Here is a 19762-nt window from a genome sequence, read left to right on the forward strand (position 1 = left end):
CGGTTCGAGAGGGACAGGAGTGGTGCTTTCGAACCCTGGTATTGAGTCGTGAACGGCCCTACAAGGGAAAGGGGTCGGGAGGCGGATTGTTCCTGCTGCGGGGCGCCTTACGCGCCCACCGTTCCGTCGACGCCCTCGCGGAGGAGGTCGGCGTGGCCGTTGTGGCGGGCGTACTCCAGAAGGACGTGCACCATGACCATCCGCAGCGACACGTCCTCGCCCCAGCGCGGCTGATGCCCCGTTCTCGACCTCGGCCTCCCAGGCGGCGAAGGCCTTGGCCCGAGTGGAGGCGCTGGCGTCGTACGCCAGCTGGAAATCGACCACCCCCGGCGGCGACCACATCATCGGCGCGGCACGGTCCTCGAACACCCGCCGGAACCAGGCGCGTTCAACCTCGGCTATATGCCGCACGAGCCCGAGCAGCGACAACGCCGAGGGCGCCACCGCCCGTCGCTGCAACTCCTCGTCACTGAGCCCGGCGCACTTCATGGCGAGGGTGCGACGGTGATAGCCGAGAAACCCCCGCAGGGTCTCCCGCTCGGATCCGAGGCGGGGCGGGTCGACGCGGGTGTCGTTGTCCATGGGCTGGGTTCCTCATCCACGCCTGGTTTCGCGCGTTTCCAACGGCGAGGACAACGGCCGTCGTGTCTTCACCGGATCGCCATCGTTCGCACCCTGCGGGCGGCTTGAGATCCGGAACGTCTCGTGCGTACAGCTGAGCCAGAGCCAGTAGGGGAATGGGGTCCGTATCGCCGAGCCAGGGCGCGTGACGACCGCGGTGCAGTGACTTGAGGATGTCGCGTTCATCGTCGGTCGGCCCCTGGCTTCCCGGTGGACGTCCCCACGCCTCGGTCAGGATCCGCCGACGACGGCGCACATCGGTGGGCCGTTCTCCCGTACGCCGTTTGTGCGGTTCCCGGCACACGGGCCACGGCTCGTCCGCAGGCCACAGGAACGGCCCGCCGACCGAACTCTCCTCAACCGTCGGCGCGCCGGGACGCGGATGCAGACGCGTGCTGGTGCCGCGAAAACCGGCCAGTTCGGGGAGGAGGCGCTCCACGTCGAGGGGGCGCGCGGCGAGTTCGCCGACGGCTGCGCGCCGCTTGCCACCGAGAGGCTTCGCAGGGGCTCGGCTGGGCAGCTCGCGGAGTGTTCGGGAGCTTCTTTGCGTACTCAGGCTTCACAACCCAGGTCGTACAGATCCGAAGCGGAGGTACTGCGACCCGCCATCATTGCCAGCGGCTGACAGACCGCAGCCGAACGTGGTCGACCGTCCGCCCCATGGTCAATCAAGGGTCGGGTCGACCAAATCCTCCACTTCGGAAACCAAGAATTCTCCGTAATCTAGATCATCTCCCAGTCGAAGTAGCGTCGCGTACTGAGCGTTGCTGATGCTCATGCCCTTGGAAGAAATAATCCTGAGCAGAAATCTCAGAGCGAGGTCCGGAGAGCAGTTATGTGCACAGTCGCACAGTGCTTCGGCGGTGTGGGGCGGGAGGCTCGAATGGGAGAAATCGGCGAGGGTTTCCTTTATTTCGCTGCCAAGTGCGAATCCTGAATCTGAATCAACTTCGCCGAGTTTCGGATCCGATCTGTCTTGAAGCCATTGTTTGCATTCTTCGAGAATGACCCGTATCCATTCTCGCCCTGAGGGCAGATTTCCTGTGAAGTCGAATTTTCCTTGAATGCTTGCGAGCCACAGGGTCTCAATTTGCCCTGCAGTCAAGCCTTCGAGTGTTCGCAGCGCATCGTGCCGCAGTGCCTGAACTGCCGCAGGGTCTTGTCCATCCCATAGAAAAGCCCGCAGCACGTCGATCTCGCCGCCTTCGTTGGGCCAGTCTCGATGAAACATGGCCGCAAGCCAGGTGATTCCGAAATCGAAATCCGTGAACCGTGACATAGCATCCTCTCTTTACCATGGGTATGCAGTTTTGATGAAGTATCCGCCGGGCGCCCCTTTCTGGCGTTGTAGCACAATAGTATACTGATTTCCTGTCGCGGCTATGCTGCCATTCGGGTGAGCGGCCCATCCGATCGGATTATTTGCCCCGAAGTGACCTGGTGGAAGCGGAAGAGACTGATCTGAGCCTCTCAGCCAGCTTTCTATTTTCTTGGAATTCTTGGCGAGTCCGTAGTCAATCACTTGCTGAGCTGTTTGCTGGTCGTGGAATACTCCATTAGGTTTACCTTTCTTCTTCGCGAGTGCGATGGCTTGCTGGGGTGAGACGTTTACGTGCTCAGAAAGTGTGTGGGCAACGTTCGGATTCCTTCTCGCGGCGTCGTTGAGATCTCCAATTCTGTAGCGTGGCGCGAGGCCCAGTGGGTCGCACCACGTCAGCGGGTTGTGGACGTACGCCGTCGGGTTCGGGGACGGGGCCAGGCCCAGGGGGTCCGGGGTCAGGTAGTGGGCGGTTTCGGGGTCGTAGTGGCGGTGGACGTTGTAGTGGTGGCCCGTTTCCAGGTCGTGGTATTGGCCCGGGAAGCGGAGCGGGGTGTACGCCGTTGTGTCGGGGGGCCAGGTCGTGGTGCCCCAGAGCGTTCGGCGGGACTGCCAGGCCGTGGCGCCTGATTCGTCGATCAGGTGGGTCGGGGTGCCGATCAGGTCCGTGATGATCGCGTGGAAGCGGGTGTCGATCTCCGACTGCGGGGCGTCCGCCGCCGGGGTGTAGCGGGTCGTCTGGGCCAGCGGGACCAGGGACGAGTCGTCGTGGTCCCAGGTGAGCGTCTGGGCGCCCGGCCACCCTGTGGACGTCGACGTCTCCTCGATCAGGGTGGCGCCCTGGTACGTGAAGCGCGTCTCTTCCGCGGTCGAACCGTCAAGCGCCAGGCGCCGCTTGGACACCCGGCGGCCCAGCGCGTCGTACGTATAGCGCCACGTCGTGCCGTCCGGCGTGGTCACCGCCGCGAGTTCGTCGCGCGCGTTCCAGGTGTAGCGCCAGTTGGCCGGCTTCCGGGAGAGGCGGGGCTTCTGGCGCAGGGTGGTGCGGCCCGCCGCGTCGTACTCGTACCGGACCGCGCCCGCCGTGCCCACGCGGGTGCCCGTGTAGGTGCGCCGGCCTGTCGACTCGGGGTACGCCAGGTCCGTCGGCCAGGCGGCGTCGGTCGGGTTGCCGGCCGAGTCGTAGGTGTACGACTCCGACCAGTCCGCCGCCGCCCGGACCTCGGTCACCCGGCCCGCCGGGTCCAGCGTGTAGCGCGCGTCACCCGCGGCGACAAGGTGGCCGTCCGGGCGCCAGGTGTACGTGCGCGCGGGGACGTCCGCGCCCGCGTACGAACGGGACCGCGGCCGGCCCGCCGGGTCCCATGCCTGCGTCAGCGACAGCGCCCCGCCCCAGTCGAGCCGGGTCTCGCGGCCCGCCGCGTCGCGCGTCACCGTCAACGGCCGCCCCGACGCGGTGAGTTCGGTGCGGTTGCCGGCGGCGTCGTACGCGTACGCGGTGACCGCGCCCGCCGGGGTCCGCCGCTCGGACAGCCGCCCCGCCGCGTCGTACGACAGACGCAGCACGCGCCCGTCCACCGACTCCGTCAGCAGGCGCCCGGCCGGGTCGTACGTACGCAGCAGTTCGGCGTCCGGCCCCGTCGCCCGCGCCAGGTCGCCGCCCGCCGTCCAGTCGAACGTGGTCACCTCGCCGCCCGCGTCCCGCGCGACGAGCCGGCCCAGCAGGTCGTAACGGTGGTCGGTGCGGACGCCCAACGGATCCACACGCGAGGTGAGCTGACCCGCCACGTCCAGCGAGTACGTGACCGTACGGCCGTCGAAGTCCGTCTCCGATATCAGGTGGCCCGCCGCGTCGTACGCGTAACTCCACGTCAGGCCCCCCGGGTTGGTCACCGACGTCAGGCGGGTCGCGTCGTCGTGCGTGAAGGTGTGGCGCGCGCCGTCCGGGTCGGTGCGGGAGGTCAGCAGGTCGAAGTGGGTGTACTCGTGGTGCGTGACACCGCCGTTGGCGTCCGTGTACGTGACGAGGTTGCCCTCGCCGTCGTACGTCCACGACTCCGCCGCGCCGTCCGGGGCCGTACGCCGCAGGAGCAGTCCCTCCGTGGACCACTCGAAGCGCGAGACCGCGCCCAGCGGGTCGGTGACGGACACGACCCGGCCGAACGCGTCACGCACCAGCCGCGTCGTCGCCCCCAGCGGATCCGTCGTCTCGACGGGCAGGCCCGCCGCGTCGCACCGCACGCGCGTGGTCGCGCCCAGCGGGTCGGTGATCGCGAGCGGGGTGCCCCGGCCGTCGTACAGACAGCGGGTGGTGGCGCCCGTCGGGTCGGTGACCGAGGTGGGGCTGCCGTGCGCGTCGAACGTCTGGTGCCACACCTGCCCCGCCGGGTCCGTGATCCGTACCGGCCTGCCGTCGGAGTCGAGTTCGGCCGCGATCGAGCTGCCGTCCGGGCGCAGTACGCCGGTGAGATGGCCGTGCCCGTCGTACGTGAACTCCGTGGTGCGGCCCAGCGCGTCCGTCCCGGCGGTGAGGCGGCCGGCCGCGTCGTAGGACGTACGCGTCACCGCGCCGTTCGCGTCGATCTCTCCGACGACGAGACGGCGTTCGTCGACCAGGTAACGGGTGGTGGTGCCGTCGGGCGCGGTGAGGGTGGTGAGCGTGAGACCGGGGAAGGCGGGGTCGGATTCGCCGTACGTGAAGCGGAAGCTGTAGTGGCCGCCCTCGCCGCCCTCCGCCACCACCCGGTCGTCGTCGGGGCCGCCGTACTCGTACGCGTACGAGCGGTTGTTGGTGTCCGTCCACGACGTCACCCGGCCCGCCTCGTCGTACGTGAAACGCAAGGGGAGACCGGAGGAGTTGTACGTCCGCTCCAGCCGGCCCTCCGGTCCGTACTCGTACGCCATGACGCGCACATCGCCGCCGGGCCCGCCCAGCCACAGGGCGGTGATCCGTTCGCCGTGCGTCGTCAGGCGCAGCACATAACCGCCGCTGTGCGCGATCTCGGCCGGCGCGCCCTCCGCGTCGTACGTGAACGTGATCCGGTTGCCGTGCCGGTCGGTGACCGTACGCAGCAGGGCCGTGCCGCTGTCGCCGTGCGCGGTGAACGTGCGCACCTGCGCGGCCTCCGGGTCGGTGACGGTGTACGAGCCGTCGGCGGCACGCGCGAGGGGCCACCGTGCGCGCCCGGCGACCTCCTCCGGCAGCACCGCGCCGCCGCCCGCCACCGGGTGCGGGTACGCGAGGAGCGAGCCGTCCTCGGTGAAGAAGACCGCGCCCTCGTCGTCGAACTCCAGCCGCTGGTCCGCCGTCGACGCCCACGTCGGACCGAACCAACGGCCGCCCCGGTAACCGGAGTCCACCCGCCGCGAGAACACCAGCGGCAGCACACCCGGCAGTTCCACATCCGTCAGCGGCAGGAACATCCGGCCCGTCGCCATATCCACCGGGTCCGTCCGGCCGTGCCTGACCTCGTCCGCACGCCGGGTGAACCTGCCCCGGCCGCTCCGCAGCGCGTTCCGCGCCCACGCCAGCGCGCCCCGGCCGGCCAGCCGCGCCCCCACCTGGGCCGCGACCCGGGCTGCCACCGGTGCCAGGACCCGGCCCGCCGCCATCGCCAGGAGTTCTGGGAGCAGGGCGCCCAGGCCGCCCGTGGCGAGGCCCAGGGGGAGGGCGAACGGGAGGGCGAACATCAGGAGCGTGAGGATCAGGGCCGGGGCCACGTCCAGGAACTTCTCCAGGACGAACGAGACGATCAGGTGGTCGGGCAGGACCTTGTCGTACTCGGCTATCGCGCCCGCGCGTGACAGCAGGAGCAGGCCCGCGCACAGGCCGCCGGCGACCACCGCCACCCGCAGCAGCGCGGCGGCGTACGGCTCCGCCGGGGGGAGGGCGCGCATACGGGGGAGGGAACGCCATGTCATGACGAGGCGGAACGCGGCCAGCAGCAGGGCCGCCAGACCGCAGCCGACGAGCAGCCGCCAGCCCTGGCCCTCCGTGAAGAACTCCTCCAGGGCCTCCGTGCCCTCGAAGGCGAAGGTGGCCGCGAGGAGGGCGGACGGGATCAGCAGCAGGAGGCCAAGGACGAGGAGGACCTTCTCCCACCAGGGCAGCCGGCCGGCCCCGCGGGCACGGAGCCGGCGCCAGGCCTCGCGTACGGAGAGGCCCTGCCAGGTCGACGGGTCCGAGGTGGCGTCCAACTCGGCCGTGAGGGTGGTGAGTTCGTCCCGCAGCGCCGTGACGTGCTCCGGGCGGGCGCGGGGGTGGGTGGTGACATGGAAGAGGGTCCGGCGCCTGCGGGCGTACCGGAGGGCGATGAACATGGTCCACGGGGCCCGCAGCAACGCGTAGTTCAGCAGCGGCGCACCACCGCCGGCGCCCGAGGCCGCGCCCTCCCGCTCCGCCCTCAGCCACACCCCCGGCTCCCGGGACCGGCCGGCCCGTCGCGTACGTACGTCCCACACCACCGCCACCACCAGGCAGCCCAGCACCAGCCAGAGCCCGCTCGCGACGATCCGGTCGTACCACTCACGCGGCGCCCCGTTCGGGTTGCGCATCGCGGCGATGTAGTTGACCGCCGTGTGCAGGCCGATGGCCGCGAGGAGGGGCAGCAGCCCCGCCACCCGTACCCACCAGCGGTGCCCGCACACGATCAGACCGACGGACAGACCGCCCAGGGCCGACCAGACGACGTGGTTGTCCACCGGCACGGTCACGGTGGCGGTGCCCAGCTCCAGGGAGCCCATGGCCCCCGGCAGCCAGTGCCCCAGCAGCTCGGGGAAGCCGGAGACGAAGGGCACCGTGAACAGCCGCGTCCCGACCGACCAGCCGCCCGCCGACTCGATGGGGCGAACCTGTACATCCGGTGCGAATGTGAATTGCAGGACCGTCTCAAGCAGCCCGAACCCCGCGCCCACCGCGGCGCCCAGCACCACGAAGTCCGTCAGGCCCCACTGGACCCGGCCGCGCAGCGCCCAGGCGGCGAGCGCGAGGGGTGCGATCTTGAGCAGTTCCTCGGCCGTCGGGGCCGTCGTCCACATGACGGTGTCCATGACCGTCCGCATCGACGTCTCGTCGGCGGCGGCCACTTGGCGGGTGACGAGCGTCTCGATCAGGACCGAGAAGACGCCGCAGCCGTACGCCCCGACGCCGAAGGCCAGCAGGACGGTCGGCCAGCCGACCGTACGGGCCGGCCATGACATCAGCAGCAGTTGCAGCACACACCACAAAGACGCGGCAGCCATCCAGAACGCCACAAACCCCACCCCGTGTATTTGCTTTAGTGAATTGAACGTATGGGGAAGCGTGGGTGTGTCAACAGGGCGTCGGGGGGTGGCCCCAGCGGCGGGTGTATTCAGCGACACCTGCGACTTGGGGCCGTACGCCCAATGTGATCGAAGTCCGTCGTCCGTAGCGTCTTACTCGTGGCACAGAGGGTGCCCGACGGAAGGAACGATCATGATGCGTCGCAAGAGCAAGAGCAGCCCGACCCGGAGCGCCGAAGCTCTTCGTCTGGCGAACGTGAGCAAGGTCTACGGGGCGGCCGAGAACGCCGTGACCGCCCTCGACGGTGTGTCGCTGAGTCTTCCCGCCGGTTCTTTCACCGCCGTCATGGGGCCCTCCGGCTCCGGCAAGTCGACCCTCCTCCAGTGCGCGGCCGGTCTCGACCGGCCCGACAGCGGCCAGGTGATGGTCGACGGCGAGGAGATGACAGGCGGCAGCGAGGCGGCCCTGACCAAGTTCCGCCGCCGCCGGATCGGCTTCATCTTCCAGAAGTACAACCTCCTGCCCACCCTGACCGTCGCCCAGAACACCGTCCTGCCGCTGAAGCTCGCCGGCCGCCGTATCGACAAGGCCCGCGCCAGGGAGATCCTCACCCAGGTCGGCCTCGGTGACCGTCTCGGCCACCGGCCCGACCAGCTCTCCGGAGGCCAGCAGCAGCGCGTCGCCATCGCCCGCGCCCTGGTCACCGAGCCCAGCGTGATCTTCGCCGACGAGCCCACCGGCGCGCTCGACATCCGCAGCGCGCGTGATGTGCTGCGGCTGCTCCAGGAGAGCGTACGGATCCACGGACGCACCGTCGTCATGGTCACCCACGACCCGGTCGCCGCCTCCTTCGCGGACTCCGTGATCTTCCTGGCCGACGGCCGCCTGGCCGGGCAGATCGACCGCCCGACCGTCGACGCGGTCGCCGAGCGCCTCGCGCACCTCGGAGACACCGTCAACCCGGCGGCGCACTCGGGAGCCCGGTCCTCCGCCGGCCGCGTGGCCGACCGGTCCGCCGACAACGCGTTCGCGGGGGTCTGACACATGTTCACTCTCGCCATGAGCTCCATCCGTCGGCGCCCCGGGCGCTTCATCGCCACCCTGCTCTCGACCTTCCTGGGCGCGGCGATCATCATGACCTTCAGCTCGATGCACGACACCGCGGCGACTCCGGGCATCGACAGTCTCAGCAAGGAGTCCATCACCACGGCGGCGAACGTGGTCGGCGGCTACGGCGCCCTTCTCGTCTTCTTCGCCATCGCCTCCACCCTCACCGTCAACGTCCGCCAGCGCGGCGAGGAGATCGCACTCCTGCGCCGGAGCGGCGCGACTCCCGCGCAGATCAAGCGGATGGTGGTCTTCGAGGCCGCCGTGGTCGGGATCGCCGGAACGCTGCTGGCCATCGTGCCCGCGATGATCGGCGGCGCTCAGCTGCTCGAAGTCTTCAAGGACACCGACCAGGTCGCCTCCGGTGTGGACCACGTCTTCGGCCCGATCGCGCTGACCTTCGGTGCGACGGTCACCCTGCTGACGTCCGTCGGCGCCGCGTTCCTCGCGGTCCGCCGGGCGACCAAGGAAGCGGCCGGCGGCCGCAAGTCCCGCGGCCGGGCGAAGACCTTCGCCGGCGTCGCCGCCCTGTTCCTGGGCGCGGGCACCGTCGGCTCCACCTTCGCCATGGACAAGACGGACGTCGCGCTGATGGCCGCCCCCGGTTACGGTGCCATCCTGCTGGCCGCGGGCTTCGCGATCCTCTCGCCCGCACTGCTGCGGATCCTGCTCGGTGCCCTGACCAAGCCGCTGACCCTGGTCTTCGGCGCCAGCGGTTACCTGACCATCCACAACATGCGGCAGCGCGCCGCGCAGCTCTCCAGCGTGCTCATGCCGCTCATCCTCTTCATCAGCATCGCCACGGCCATCTTCTACATGCAGGTCATCGAGAACGACGCGGCCGAGGCCGCCGGCCTCACCCGGTCGGGCGAGGACATGAGTGTCCAGACCCTCAACTTCGTGATCGCCGGCATCATCGTGGTCTTCGCCTGCATCATGCTGGTCAACAGCCTCTACGCGGCGACCACTTACCGCACCAGGGAGTTCGGCCAGCAGCGTCTCACCGGCGCCACGCCGGGTCAGGTCCTGGGCATGATCAGTCTCGAATCGCTGATCCTGACGGTCTTCGGGGTGTTCTTCGCGACGCTGTCGGCGCTCGCCGGCATCGTCTCCTTCAGCATCGTCCGCACCGACACCGCCGTCCCGGACCAGAGCCTCGGGATCTGGCTGGCCGTCGTGGGCATCGGCGCCGTCGCGACGATCGTCACCAGCGTGGGTACGGCCTACCGGGGCCTGCGCACACCGGCTGTCGAGGCGGTGGCACTGGCCGCCTGACATGACGCACCGGACAGCACCGGCGCCGCACCGGACGGCACCAGACCGGACGGCACCAGACCGGACAGCATCGCACCGACAGGAAAAGCCGCCGAGGGGCAGTCGCACACAGCGACTGCCCCTCCGGGCTTTCCGGCCCGGCCGGTTGGCCGGTTGGCCGTTATTCCCGGTCGTCACCCGAATGTGGGCATCCGCTCACCTGCCCTTCGCCACCCCGGAATCGTCGGACCCCGCTCGTATGCTCGGAACATGACGACGAGCGCCACGTCCCCCTCCGGCTCCCCCTCCCCATCCGCCACCGGTGCCACCAGCGCCCCCACCGCCAACGCCATGCGCCGCGCCCTCAAACGCGCCAGGGACGGTGTCGCGCTCGACGTCGGTGAGGCCGCCGTTCTGCTCCAGGCGCGCGGCGACGACCTGAAGGACCTGGCCGCATCCGCCGCGCGGGTCCGCGACGCCGGGCTCGAAGCCGTCGGACGCCCCGGGATCATCACGTACTCCCGCAAGGTCTTCATCCCGCTGACCCGCCTCTGCCGCGACAAGTGCCACTACTGCACGTTCGTCACCGTCCCCGGCAAGCTCCGCCGCGCCGGCCACGGCATGTTCCTGTCGCCCGACGAAGTCCTCGCCATCGCCCGCGAGGGCGCCGAAATGGGCTGCAAGGAAGCGCTGTTCACGCTCGGCGACCGCCCCGAGGACCGCTGGCCCGAGGCGAAGGAGTGGCTGGAGGCGGAGGGGTACGACGACACGCTCGCGTACGTACGGGCCATGGCCATCCGCGTACTGGAGGAGACCGGTCTCCTCCCGCACCTCAACCCCGGCGTCCTCGGCTGGACCGACTTCCAGCGGCTCAAGCCCGTCGCGCCCAGCATGGGCATGATGCTGGAGACCACCGCCACCCGGCTCTGGTCCGAGCCCGGCGGCCCGCACCACGGCTCGCCGGACAAGGAGCCCGCCGTACGGCTGCGGGTGCTCGAAGACGCGGGCCGGTCCAACGTCCCCTTCACCACCGGCATCCTGATCGGCATCGGCGAGAACCACGAGGAGCGCGCCGACTCCCTCTTCGAACTGCGCCGCACCGCCCGTGCCTACCACGGCATCCAGGAAGTCATCGTCCAGAACTTCCGCGCCAAGCCCGACACCGCGATGCGCGCCATGCCCGACGCCGAGCTGGAGGAACTGGCCGCGACCATCGCCGTCGCCCGGCATCTCCTCGGCCCGGCCGCCCGGATCCAGGCCCCGCCGAACCTCGTCGACGAGGAGTACGCGCTCCTCATCGGCGCCGGCATCGACGACTGGGGCGGCGTCTCGCCGCTGACCCCCGACCATGTGAACCCCGAGCGCCCCTGGCCGCACATCGACCAACTCGCCGAGCGCACCGCCGCGGCCGGGTTCGAGCTGCGTGAACGGCTCACGATCTACCCGGAGTTCATCCAGCGCGGCGAGCCCTGGCTCGACCCGCGCGTGATGCCGCACGTACGCGCGCTCGCCGACCCGGCGACCGGGCTCGCCCGCGAAGACGTCAAACCGGCCGGGCTGCCGTGGCAGGAGCCCGACGAGGGGTTCACCGCCACCGGCCGTACGGACCTGCACCGCACCATCGACACCGAGGGCCGCACCGGCGACCGGCGCGACGACTTCGACCATGTGTACGGCGACTGGGACGCGTTGAGGGAGGCCGCCGCGCCCGGCATGGTGCCCGAGCGCATCGACACCGACGTCAAGCAGGCGCTGAAGCAGGCCGCCGCCGACCCGACGAAGCTCACCGACGACGAGGCGCTCGCGCTGCTGCACGCGGACGGTCCCGCGCTCGACGCGCTGACCCGGATCGCCGACGAACTGCGCCGCGAGGTGGTCGGCGACGACGTCACGTACATCGTCACGCGCAACATCAACTTCACCAACGTCTGCTACACCGGCTGCCGTTTCTGCGCCTTCGCCCAGCGCCGTACGGACGCCGACGCGTACACCCTCTCCCTCGACCAGGTCGCCGACCGCGCGGCGCAGGCGTGGGACGTCGGCGCCGTCGAGGTGTGCATGCAGGGCGGTATCCACCCCGACCTGCCCGGGACGGCGTACTTCGACATCGCGCGCGCCGTGAAGAAGCGCGTGCCCGGTATGCATGTGCACGCCTTCTCACCCATGGAGGTCGTCAACGGGGCCTCGCGCACCGGGATGTCGATCCGCGAATGGCTCACGGCCGCGAAGGAGGCCGGGCTCGACTCGATCCCGGGCACGGCCGCCGAGATCCTGGACGACGAGGTGCGCTGGATCCTCACCAAGGGCAAGCTGCCGACGGCGACATGGATCGAGGTCGTGGAGACCGCGCACTCGCTGGGCATCCGCTCCAGCTCCACGATGATGTACGGCCATGTGGACCAGCCCCGCCACTGGTTGGGGCACTTCCGCACGCTGGCCGGTATGCAGCGCAAAGCGCTGGAGGCGGGGCGTGAGGGCTTCACGGAGTTCGTCACGCTGCCCTTCATCCACACCAACGCGCCGGTCTATCTGGCCGGCATCGCCCGCCCGGGGCCGACGGCCCGTGACAACCGCGCGGTGATGGCGATGGCCCGGCTCCTCCTCCATCCGTACATCACCAACATCCAGACCAGTTGGGTCAAGCTCGGCACGGAAGGCGCCGCCGAGATGCTGCGCTCCGGCGCGAACGACGTCGGCGGCACGCTGATGGAGGAGACCATCTCCCGTATGGCGGGCTCCAGTTACGGCTCGTACCGCTCGGTCAAGGACCTGATCGCCATCGCCGAGGCGGCGGGCAGGCCGGCCAGGCCGCGGACCACGCTGTACGGGGAGGTGCCCGAGGAGCGCGTACGGGCGGCGACGGCGTCCGACGGGCACCTGCCGGAGCTGCTGCCGCTGCTGCCCGCGGAGTGACGGGGGCGGGTGACCGGGGCCGGTGTCCTGCCCGCCACCGGCCTGTCACCAGCCTCTCACCGGCCCGCCACCGGCCACCCGCCGCCCGTGCTCAACCGTCCGTTCCCGTTCGATTACAGTGCTGCGCCAGACGGTGCGTTCCGTGGAACGGGAGGGAGGGGACGCGTGAACAGGCCAGCCACCGCCATATGGGGCCGGGCGGAACAGCAGGACTTCCGCAGCCGCGTCCGTGGCTGCCTCCTCGGGGGAGCGATCGGCGACGCGCTGGGCGCGGGGGTCGACACGCTCACCCTCGACGAGACCCGCACGGCGCACGGCGCCGAGGGCGTCACCGACTTCGCCCCCGCGTACGGCAGACGCGGCGCGGTCGCCGCCGCCACCCAGCTGACCCTCTTCACCGTCGACGGCCTCATCCGCGCCCAGGTCCGGCGCGACACGGGCGCCTGGCACCCGCCGACCGACGTGCACCGCGCGTATCTGCGCTGGGCGGCCACCCAGAGCGACTGGGGACCCGACGAGCGCCGCAAGGACAACGGCTGGCTCGCGCGGGAGGAGTGGCTGTACGCGCGCCGGGACCCCACGCGGCCCTGTCTGACCGGGCTGGCGGACGACGTGATGGGCACGCTGGAGAAGCCCAAGAACCCGACCGCGCGCGACGCGGGCGCGCTCGTGCGCTCGGCGCCTTTCGGGCTGCTGGTGGGCTGGGAGCCGCAGTTGGTGTGCCAGCTCGCCGTGGAGTGCGCGGCGCAGACGCACGGCCATCCCACCGCGTATCTGTCGGCCGGTGCGTTCGCGGTGATCGTGCACGCCGTCGCGCGCGGCGACGGCGTCGACGCGGCCGTGCAGCGGGCCCTGGCGCTGCTGACCCAGCGGCCCGGCCATCAGCCCGTCACCGACGCGCTGGGGCAGGCGCTCGGAGCCGTACGGCAGGGGATCCCGACCCCGGGCCGGGTCGCGGTGCTCGGGGAGGGCGGGGCGGCGGAGGACTCGCTGGCGGTGGCCGTGTACTGCGCGCTGGTCGGCGAGGACGTACGCCATGGTCTGCGGCTGGCCGTGAACCACGACGGGCCGTCGTCGGCGACGGGGGCGCTGTGCGGGGCCCTGCTCGGCGCGATGCACGGGGAGACGGCGCTGCCGCCCGCGTGGCTGGCCGAGTTGGAGGGCCGGCCGACGCTGCTGGAGATCGCGGACGACTTCGCGATGGAGATGACGCAGGGGCCGGCGCTGCACAGCCCGGCGGTCACGGCGTCGGGCTGGCTGACGAGGTACCCGCGGGGCTGAGGGGTGTCCTGGGCCCGGACTCGCTTCACCGGCCACCGGCCGGGCCAGGTGAAGCGAGTCCGGGCCCGGCATCGCGCCGGACGGCGGGTCCGTCAGCCGGACGCGCCCTCGCGTCCGAGCTGCTTGGAGTCGCCCGGCTCCGCCGGCACCGGCACCGCCGCGACGGCGTCCGAACCGTCGTCGTCGTTGTTGATCTTCTGGAGTACGGCGTCGCGCTCCGGTGTGTCCTCCGGCTTGACGAAGCCGATCAGGACGTAGAGGACGAGCGAGACGGCGAGCGGGATCGACACCTGGTACTGGAGCGGCACTCCGCCGTCCACATTCCAGCTGATCGGGTAGTTGACCAGCCAGAAGGTGACCAGACCGACGGCCCAGCTGATCAGCGCGGCCGTGGGGCCGCTCCTGCGGAACCAGGGCAGCAGACCCAGCATCAGCGGGATCGCGATCGGCCCCATGAGCCCGGCGACCCACTTGATGACGACGGTGATGATGTCGCCGAAGAAGGGCGAGTTGACCTGCGTCGCGATGGCCATCGACAGGCCGAGGAAGAGCAGCGTCGTCCAGCGGGCCGCGAGCAGCCCGGCCCGGGTGTCCCACTCCCGTACGCGACGGGAGACGGCCGGCATGATGTCGCGGGTCACGACCGCGGCGATGGCGTTCGCGTCCGAGGAGCACATGGCCATCGTGTGCGAGAAGAAGCCGACGATGACCAGGCCCAACAGGCCGTGGGGCAGGAGCTGTTCGGCCATCAGCGCGTAGCTGTCGGCCGGTACGTCGGTGTCGATGAGCACCGGCGCGACCCACATGGGGAAGAACAGCACCAGCGGCCAGATCAGCCACAGCACGGCCGACAGGGTGGCGGAACGCGTCGCGGACTTGGCGGAGTCGGTCGCCATGTAGCGCTGCGCCTGGTTCCACATGCCGCCGTTGTACTCGAAGGTCTTGATGAACAGATACGCGATCAGGAAGACCATCATGTACGGCCCGGCCAACGGCTCGGTGTGGCCCTGGAGTTCGGGCTCGTCCCAGACGTTCCACAGGCTGCTGAACCCGCCCAGCTCCGCCAGGACGGCGACGAGCATCGCGATACCGGCGATGAACTGGATGATGAACTGGCCCAGTTCGGTCAGCGCGTCGGCCCACAGCCCGCCCACCGTGCAGTAGACGGCGGTGACCGCGCCCGTGATCAGGATGCCCATGTTGAGCGAGACACCGGTGAAGACGGACAACAGGGTGGCGATGGCGGCCCACTTGGCGCCGACGTCCACGATCTTCAGCAGCACACCGGACCAGGCGAGCGCCTGCTGGGTCGGCAGGTTGTAGCGGTTCTTGAGGTATTCGAGCGGCGAGGACACCCGCAACCGCGACCGCACCCGGTTGAGCCGGGGAGCGAAGAGCCTGGCCCCGATCGCGATGCCGATGGCGATGGGGAAGGACCAGGTGACGTACGACGTGACGCCGTAGGTGTACGCGATGGCCGCGTACCCGGTGAACATCACCGCGCTGTACCCGGACATGTGGTGCGAGATACCGGAGAGCCACCACGGCATCTTGCCGCCGGCGGTGAAGTAGTCATGGACGTCGCCCACGCGCCTGTGGGACCAGACGCCGATCGCCACCATCACACCGAAGTATCCGATGAGCACGGTCCAGTCGAGACTGTTCATGTGCCCCCTCCAGGGGTCCGCCTTGTGAACGTGGGTGCGCTTCGCCAGTACGTCCGATCAGCGGCGCCCCCGTGCGGGAGCGGGGACTTCGGGGATTGAACCGCTACTCGCGGTAGCGGGTCAAGAGTTTCTACGGTCAGAGATGTGAACGCAGATCAGAAAGCCGAACCATTTTGCCAGTTCTTGACCATGTAAGCCGTTGTCGTGCACGTGACACGGGCCACACGATGGGCTGGCACTTCGTCAGACTCCGGCCATCAGTGGAGAAGGCTGTACGGGATGCGGGTTCCGTGCCGGCCGGAAGAGGGGGACACACCGGACTCACGCCATGACCTTGCGAACCGCTTCTGGGGCTCAAGCAGGCCGACTTGGCGTGTCTCCGTGACAATCACTGTGCCTGAAAGCGAGGGGCCCCCTCGGCCGGGACGGCGAACCAGACGAGAGGGCTGGGCTCGGAATCACTCGGGCCGCTCACCAAGGTGTTCGGAAAATTGTGGCTTACAGCCTGCCTGAATCGGCCACGAAGGTCTTCCAGGCTTTCGAGTCGAAATTCAGGACAGGGCCGCTGGGATTCTTGGAATCACGGACAGAGATCGCTGTTGCCCGATCTGTGCGCACCTCCACGCAATCCCCGTTCGCCGAGTACGTGGACTTCGTCCACTCGGCCAAAGAACCTCGCTGATGAACCATGATCACTCCGGTGGTCGTGCCATTTCGGCGCGGGTCGAATCGCTCGCGCGCCGCATTGCGCGCTGACTTGATCGACGCTACGCCGTGAGATCATGGGTTTCATTGCGTGTTCACTCAACAGGGTGGCAATCGCCGAAGTGAGCTACCCACATCATCATTGCGTGTGTAGACTCCGCGCCTCTTCCTCTGATTGCCCGTCAGCCGCCGTAGTCCGCAGCGATTTTGTCGATGAACGCCCTCGAATGCTCGGCGCTGAGGGCTTTGGCCCGAAGATGCTCATACATGACGGTGTAACTCTGCACGTCATTCGCCTTCTCCAGGTAGAGGTCGCTGGTCACTCCTTCCAAGTAGACGACGGTCGCGTCCGACGCCTCCTGGAACTCAAGAATCGCGAACTTGCCGTACATACCCGGATGAGCGCCGGCGTCGTAGGGAACCACCTGCAGCGTCACGTGGGGTTGGGCACTCAATTGCGAAAGGTGCTTCAACTGGTCGGCCATGATCTGGGGGCCGCCCACCACGCGCCGCAGAAGCGCCTCGTCGATGACCGCCCAGAAGCGCAGCGGGTCGTGGGGGTCCGTGAGCCGGTCCTGGCGCTTGAGCCGGATCTGGATCCGCTTCTCGACATCACCGGCCGATTCCTCGGGCCACATGCCTTCGATGACCGCCTGGGCGTACTCACGCGTCTGGAGCAGGCCGGGGACGATGAGCGACTCGTACACGCGCAGCGAGGCCGCGTCCGTCTCCAGGCCGATGTAGACGCTGTACGGGATATCGCCGAAGGCGTGCCACCAGCCCTGCTGGCGCGAGTCCTTGGCCATTTGCATCAGCGACTCGACAATGCGTTTGTCCTCGACCTCGTACACACCGCACAGGTCGCGGACATCGCGCTGACTGATGGAACGGCGACCGTTCTCCAGACGGCTGATCTTCGACTGGGAGACCAGCAGGCGCTCCGCCACCTCCTCGGCCGTCATGCCTTTGACCTCGCGGAGCCGGCGCAACTCCTGGCCCAACCGGCGTCGCCTGACGGTGGGATTGACACTGGACGCCACGGAAACGGCACCTCCTGCTGAGAAACTGCGTAGCTCTGAGTGTCTACGTCTCAGCAGACTGCCACCGATAGGGCCAATCGCGCTGGAAAACAGGCACACAGGAGAAAGCGCGGTCGATTAAGTGGACACACCGCCGCCGGACCTGTATCCGGGCGCGCGACGCGCGGGGGCAGCCGTTTGTACGGCTGGACCCCGCGCGTCTCTTGCGGCTCCCGAACCGGGTCTCTGGGGACGTCGGCGCGGCGGATTCGGATACCCGCGTGCTGTCGTGTCCGTGCTTTGTCGTCCGTGTTGTCTCAGTGCGCCGCGACGCGGGCCATGCCGCCGCGCTGCGGTTGCATCGGTACGGCCGGCGGTCGGCCTCCCGGTGCGGGGTTACGGCGTGGCTGAGCGGCCACACCGTTCTGGACGTCCATCACGGCATGCGCCACGAGGCCGCCCATGGGGTCGTGTCTGATCAGATCCCGGAGCCGGGAGCGCGACGAGCGCCCCTCGTTACCGGGGTACAGGTGCTTGCCCAGTCCGACCGCGTGGGCCAGGGCGGCGAGCGCCGCGGTCCGCGGGTCCGGCGGTACGCCGGTGCGGATCGCACTGTCCAGCCGTGACCTGATGTCGCGGCTGATCGCCGTCTCCGTCGCCTGGTAGCGCGTCGTCGGCAGCACTCCGCACATCTGGCCCGCCACGGCATGAACCATGCCGCACCGCTCCAGATGCGCGAGGTAAATCTGACGGAGCCCCAATCGGGGCCCGCCGATCCAGTGAACTGCGCGAACCGGACTGCCACGTCTGCGCAGCAGTTCCAGCGCGGAGTCCAGAGTCGGATCTCCGGTCGGCCGTGGCATCACCACGGCGATACGATCCCCGTCAGGGGCTATCCGTCCTGCCAGAGCCAGCTCCACTAGCTGTGCTCCGGCCAGGCCGAGGTCGAGCGACTGCGGCTGCGCTGTGGTACCCGTGGCCGGGTCCAGAGCGAGCAACAGAAGCTCCTCCGGAATTGTTCTGCGGCTCCTGCCCATCCATGCCTCCCCGCGTGGATGAATGACAGGGTGACCCCTCTCACATTGGTCTGTCGAGAGTGCCTGGTCGCTTTGTACGGGAACCGTTATGTATGTCGTTCTCGTCTTGCGCTTGGGCTGTGGTTTCCCACAGGACACTGATAATCGGTTCGGAGAGTGCGGCGGAGTGCGCGATGCGCCGCACACGCATGAGGAGGCACGGTGGCGGGCGAGTCCCCCGACAAGTCGGAGCAGCGGAAGTCGTCGGGGGAGGCGACGGCGGAACAGGACCCGAGGTTCGCGGTCTTCCGAGAGTCGGCCGCCGTCCGGGAGGCGGATGCGGACGCGGACGCCACTGCCGGGGAGGCGAAGGACGGCGCCGACACGTCCAAGGACGCGACACCGGACCGCGACGGTTCCGCGGTGGACACGACGAAGCCCTCTGTCGACCCTGCGAAGGCCGTTTCCCCGGCCCGGGGCGAGAGGGAGGCCTCTGGGGCTCCTGAGGCTGCTGGGGCGCCTGTGACGGCTTCTGAGGGCCCTTCGGAGCGGCCAGAGGGTTCACGGGGCGGTGCGGACGCGGAGCCGGAGTCCCCATCGGCCGGGCGGGTGGCTGAAGTCGCCCCGGCGGAGGCGGAGATGGCGGACGGCGGGGAGTCTGCCGCGCCTGGGGCCGATTCGGCCGAGGCCGGCGCCGACCGGGGGACGGCTGTTTTCCGGGTACCGGCCGAACTGGAATCCACGGCCGGACGCAAGTCCGTTGCGGATACGGGGTTGGCCCAGCGGGATGCGGAGGCGGGGTCGGAGGCTGGCGTTACGCCGGCGAAGCCGGGAATGCCGGGCCGAGCGGCGACCGCGGCGTCGGCCAATGCCGGGCGGGAGGGCGAAGTCGCTCCGGCGAAGCCGGAAACGCGGGGTGGCGCGGCGCCTGAGCCGGTGGCCGAGGCCGAGGCCGACCGTGGGACTGCCGTTTTCCGGGTGCCGGAGGCCGAGCGGGGCGCGGAGGCGGGGTCGGAGGCTGGCGTTGCCCCGGCGAAGCCGCGAATGCCCGGTGGTGCGGCGTCTGCCCCGCCGAAGGCGACGTCCGAGTCGGCGGCTGATGCCACGGCTGGCAAGCCGGAAGCCGGCGGTGCCGCGAGGACCGGCGGCGCCTCTGCCGAGTCGAAGGCCGGGGCCGACCCGGCGGCCGATGCCAGGGCCGTCAGGCCCGGGGCCGGGCGGGGTGCTGGCGGTGCCGTAACGCCTCAGGCCGCGTCGGCCGACGCCGAGCCGGAGGCCGCAAAGCCGGGTAGCGCGGCGTCTGCCTCACCGAAGGTGAAGTCCGAGTCGGCGGCTGATGCCACGGCTGGCAAGCCGGAAGCCGGCGGTGTCGAGCCGAAGGCCGGGGCCGACCCGGCCGCCGGGCCGGTGTCCGATGGCGGGGCCGTCAGGCCTGGAGCTGGCGGTGCCGTGACGCCTCGGGCTGCGTCCGGCGAGCCGAAGGCCGAAGTCGGCTCGGCAGATGGGCTGGCGTCCGCCGGGCCAGTGTCCGACGCCAAGGCCGGAGTCGGCGGTGGTGCGACGCCGCAGGCTGCGTCTGCCGAGCCGAAGGCCGAGGC

10 protein-coding genes and 1 pseudogene are annotated in these 19762 nt (G+C 69.7%); 4 read left to right on the forward strand and 7 right to left on the reverse strand.

Annotated elements, in window-relative coordinates; translation table 11 throughout:
• Positions 1 to 107 precede the first annotated feature (107 nt).
• The 3 genes and pseudogenes from OIE74_RS22180 to OIE74_RS22190 form a co-directional block, all read right to left on the reverse strand.
• Positions 108 to 582, reverse strand: a pseudogene (locus OIE74_RS22180) (DinB family protein).
• Positions 583 to 1285: 703 nt separating this feature from the next.
• Positions 1286 to 1900: a hypothetical protein gene (locus OIE74_RS22185; protein ID WP_329386340.1), complete on the reverse strand. Its 615-nt coding sequence runs from the start codon at positions 1898 to 1900 to the stop codon at positions 1286 to 1288.
• Positions 1901 to 1912: 12 nt separating this feature from the next.
• Positions 1913 to 7180, reverse strand: coding sequence for a DUF6531 domain-containing protein (locus tag OIE74_RS22190; protein WP_329386342.1), 5268 nt, complete (start codon positions 7178 to 7180; stop codon positions 1913 to 1915).
• 214 nt (positions 7181 to 7394) lie between these two features.
• Between OIE74_RS22190 and OIE74_RS22195 the strand changes: the two genes are divergently transcribed.
• From OIE74_RS22195 to OIE74_RS22210, 4 genes are all read left to right on the forward strand, one after another.
• A complete protein-coding gene (locus OIE74_RS22195) occupies positions 7395 to 8243 on the forward strand; it encodes an ABC transporter ATP-binding protein (RefSeq protein WP_329386344.1) in 849 nt (282 codons plus the stop codon).
• Positions 8244 to 8246: 3 nt separating this feature from the next.
• Positions 8247 to 9584: an FtsX-like permease family protein gene (locus OIE74_RS22200; RefSeq protein WP_329386346.1), complete on the forward strand. Its 1338-nt coding sequence runs from the start codon at positions 8247 to 8249 to the stop codon at positions 9582 to 9584.
• 249 nt (positions 9585 to 9833) lie between these two features.
• Positions 9834 to 12476 (forward strand): bifunctional FO biosynthesis protein CofGH, encoded by a 2643-nt coding sequence (locus OIE74_RS22205; protein WP_329386348.1) that lies wholly within the window; start codon positions 9834 to 9836, stop codon positions 12474 to 12476.
• A gap of 165 nt (positions 12477 to 12641) precedes the next feature.
• Entirely contained in the window at positions 12642 to 13757 is a 1116-nt protein-coding gene (locus OIE74_RS22210) for an ADP-ribosylglycohydrolase family protein (RefSeq protein ID WP_329386350.1), read from the forward strand.
• Positions 13758 to 13849: 92 nt separating this feature from the next.
• Here the strand turns inward: OIE74_RS22210 and OIE74_RS22215 are convergent, their stop codons facing one another.
• From OIE74_RS22215 to OIE74_RS22230, 4 genes are all read right to left on the reverse strand, one after another.
• Complete coding sequence (locus tag OIE74_RS22215) at positions 13850 to 15424, reverse strand: sodium:solute symporter family protein (protein WP_329386352.1); 1575 nt, start codon at positions 15422 to 15424, stop codon at positions 13850 to 13852.
• Positions 15425 to 15922: 498 nt separating this feature from the next.
• Positions 15923 to 16114, reverse strand: coding sequence for a DUF397 domain-containing protein (locus OIE74_RS22220; protein ID WP_329386354.1), 192 nt, complete (start codon positions 16112 to 16114; stop codon positions 15923 to 15925).
• A 197-nt stretch (positions 16115 to 16311) separates the two neighbouring features.
• The gene (locus OIE74_RS22225; protein ID WP_329386356.1) at positions 16312 to 17169 is read right to left on the reverse strand and encodes a helix-turn-helix domain-containing protein; all 858 of its coding nucleotides are present in this window, start codon (positions 17167 to 17169) and stop codon (positions 16312 to 16314) included.
• A 296-nt stretch (positions 17170 to 17465) separates the two neighbouring features.
• Positions 17466 to 18185 (reverse strand): GOLPH3/VPS74 family protein, encoded by a 720-nt coding sequence (locus tag OIE74_RS22230; protein WP_329386358.1) that lies wholly within the window; start codon positions 18183 to 18185, stop codon positions 17466 to 17468.
• Between the last annotated feature and the right edge of the window lie 1577 nt (positions 18186 to 19762).

The organism is Streptomyces sp. NBC_01716 (genome assembly GCF_036248275.1).
GTDB lineage: Bacteria > Actinomycetota > Actinomycetes > Streptomycetales > Streptomycetaceae > Streptomyces.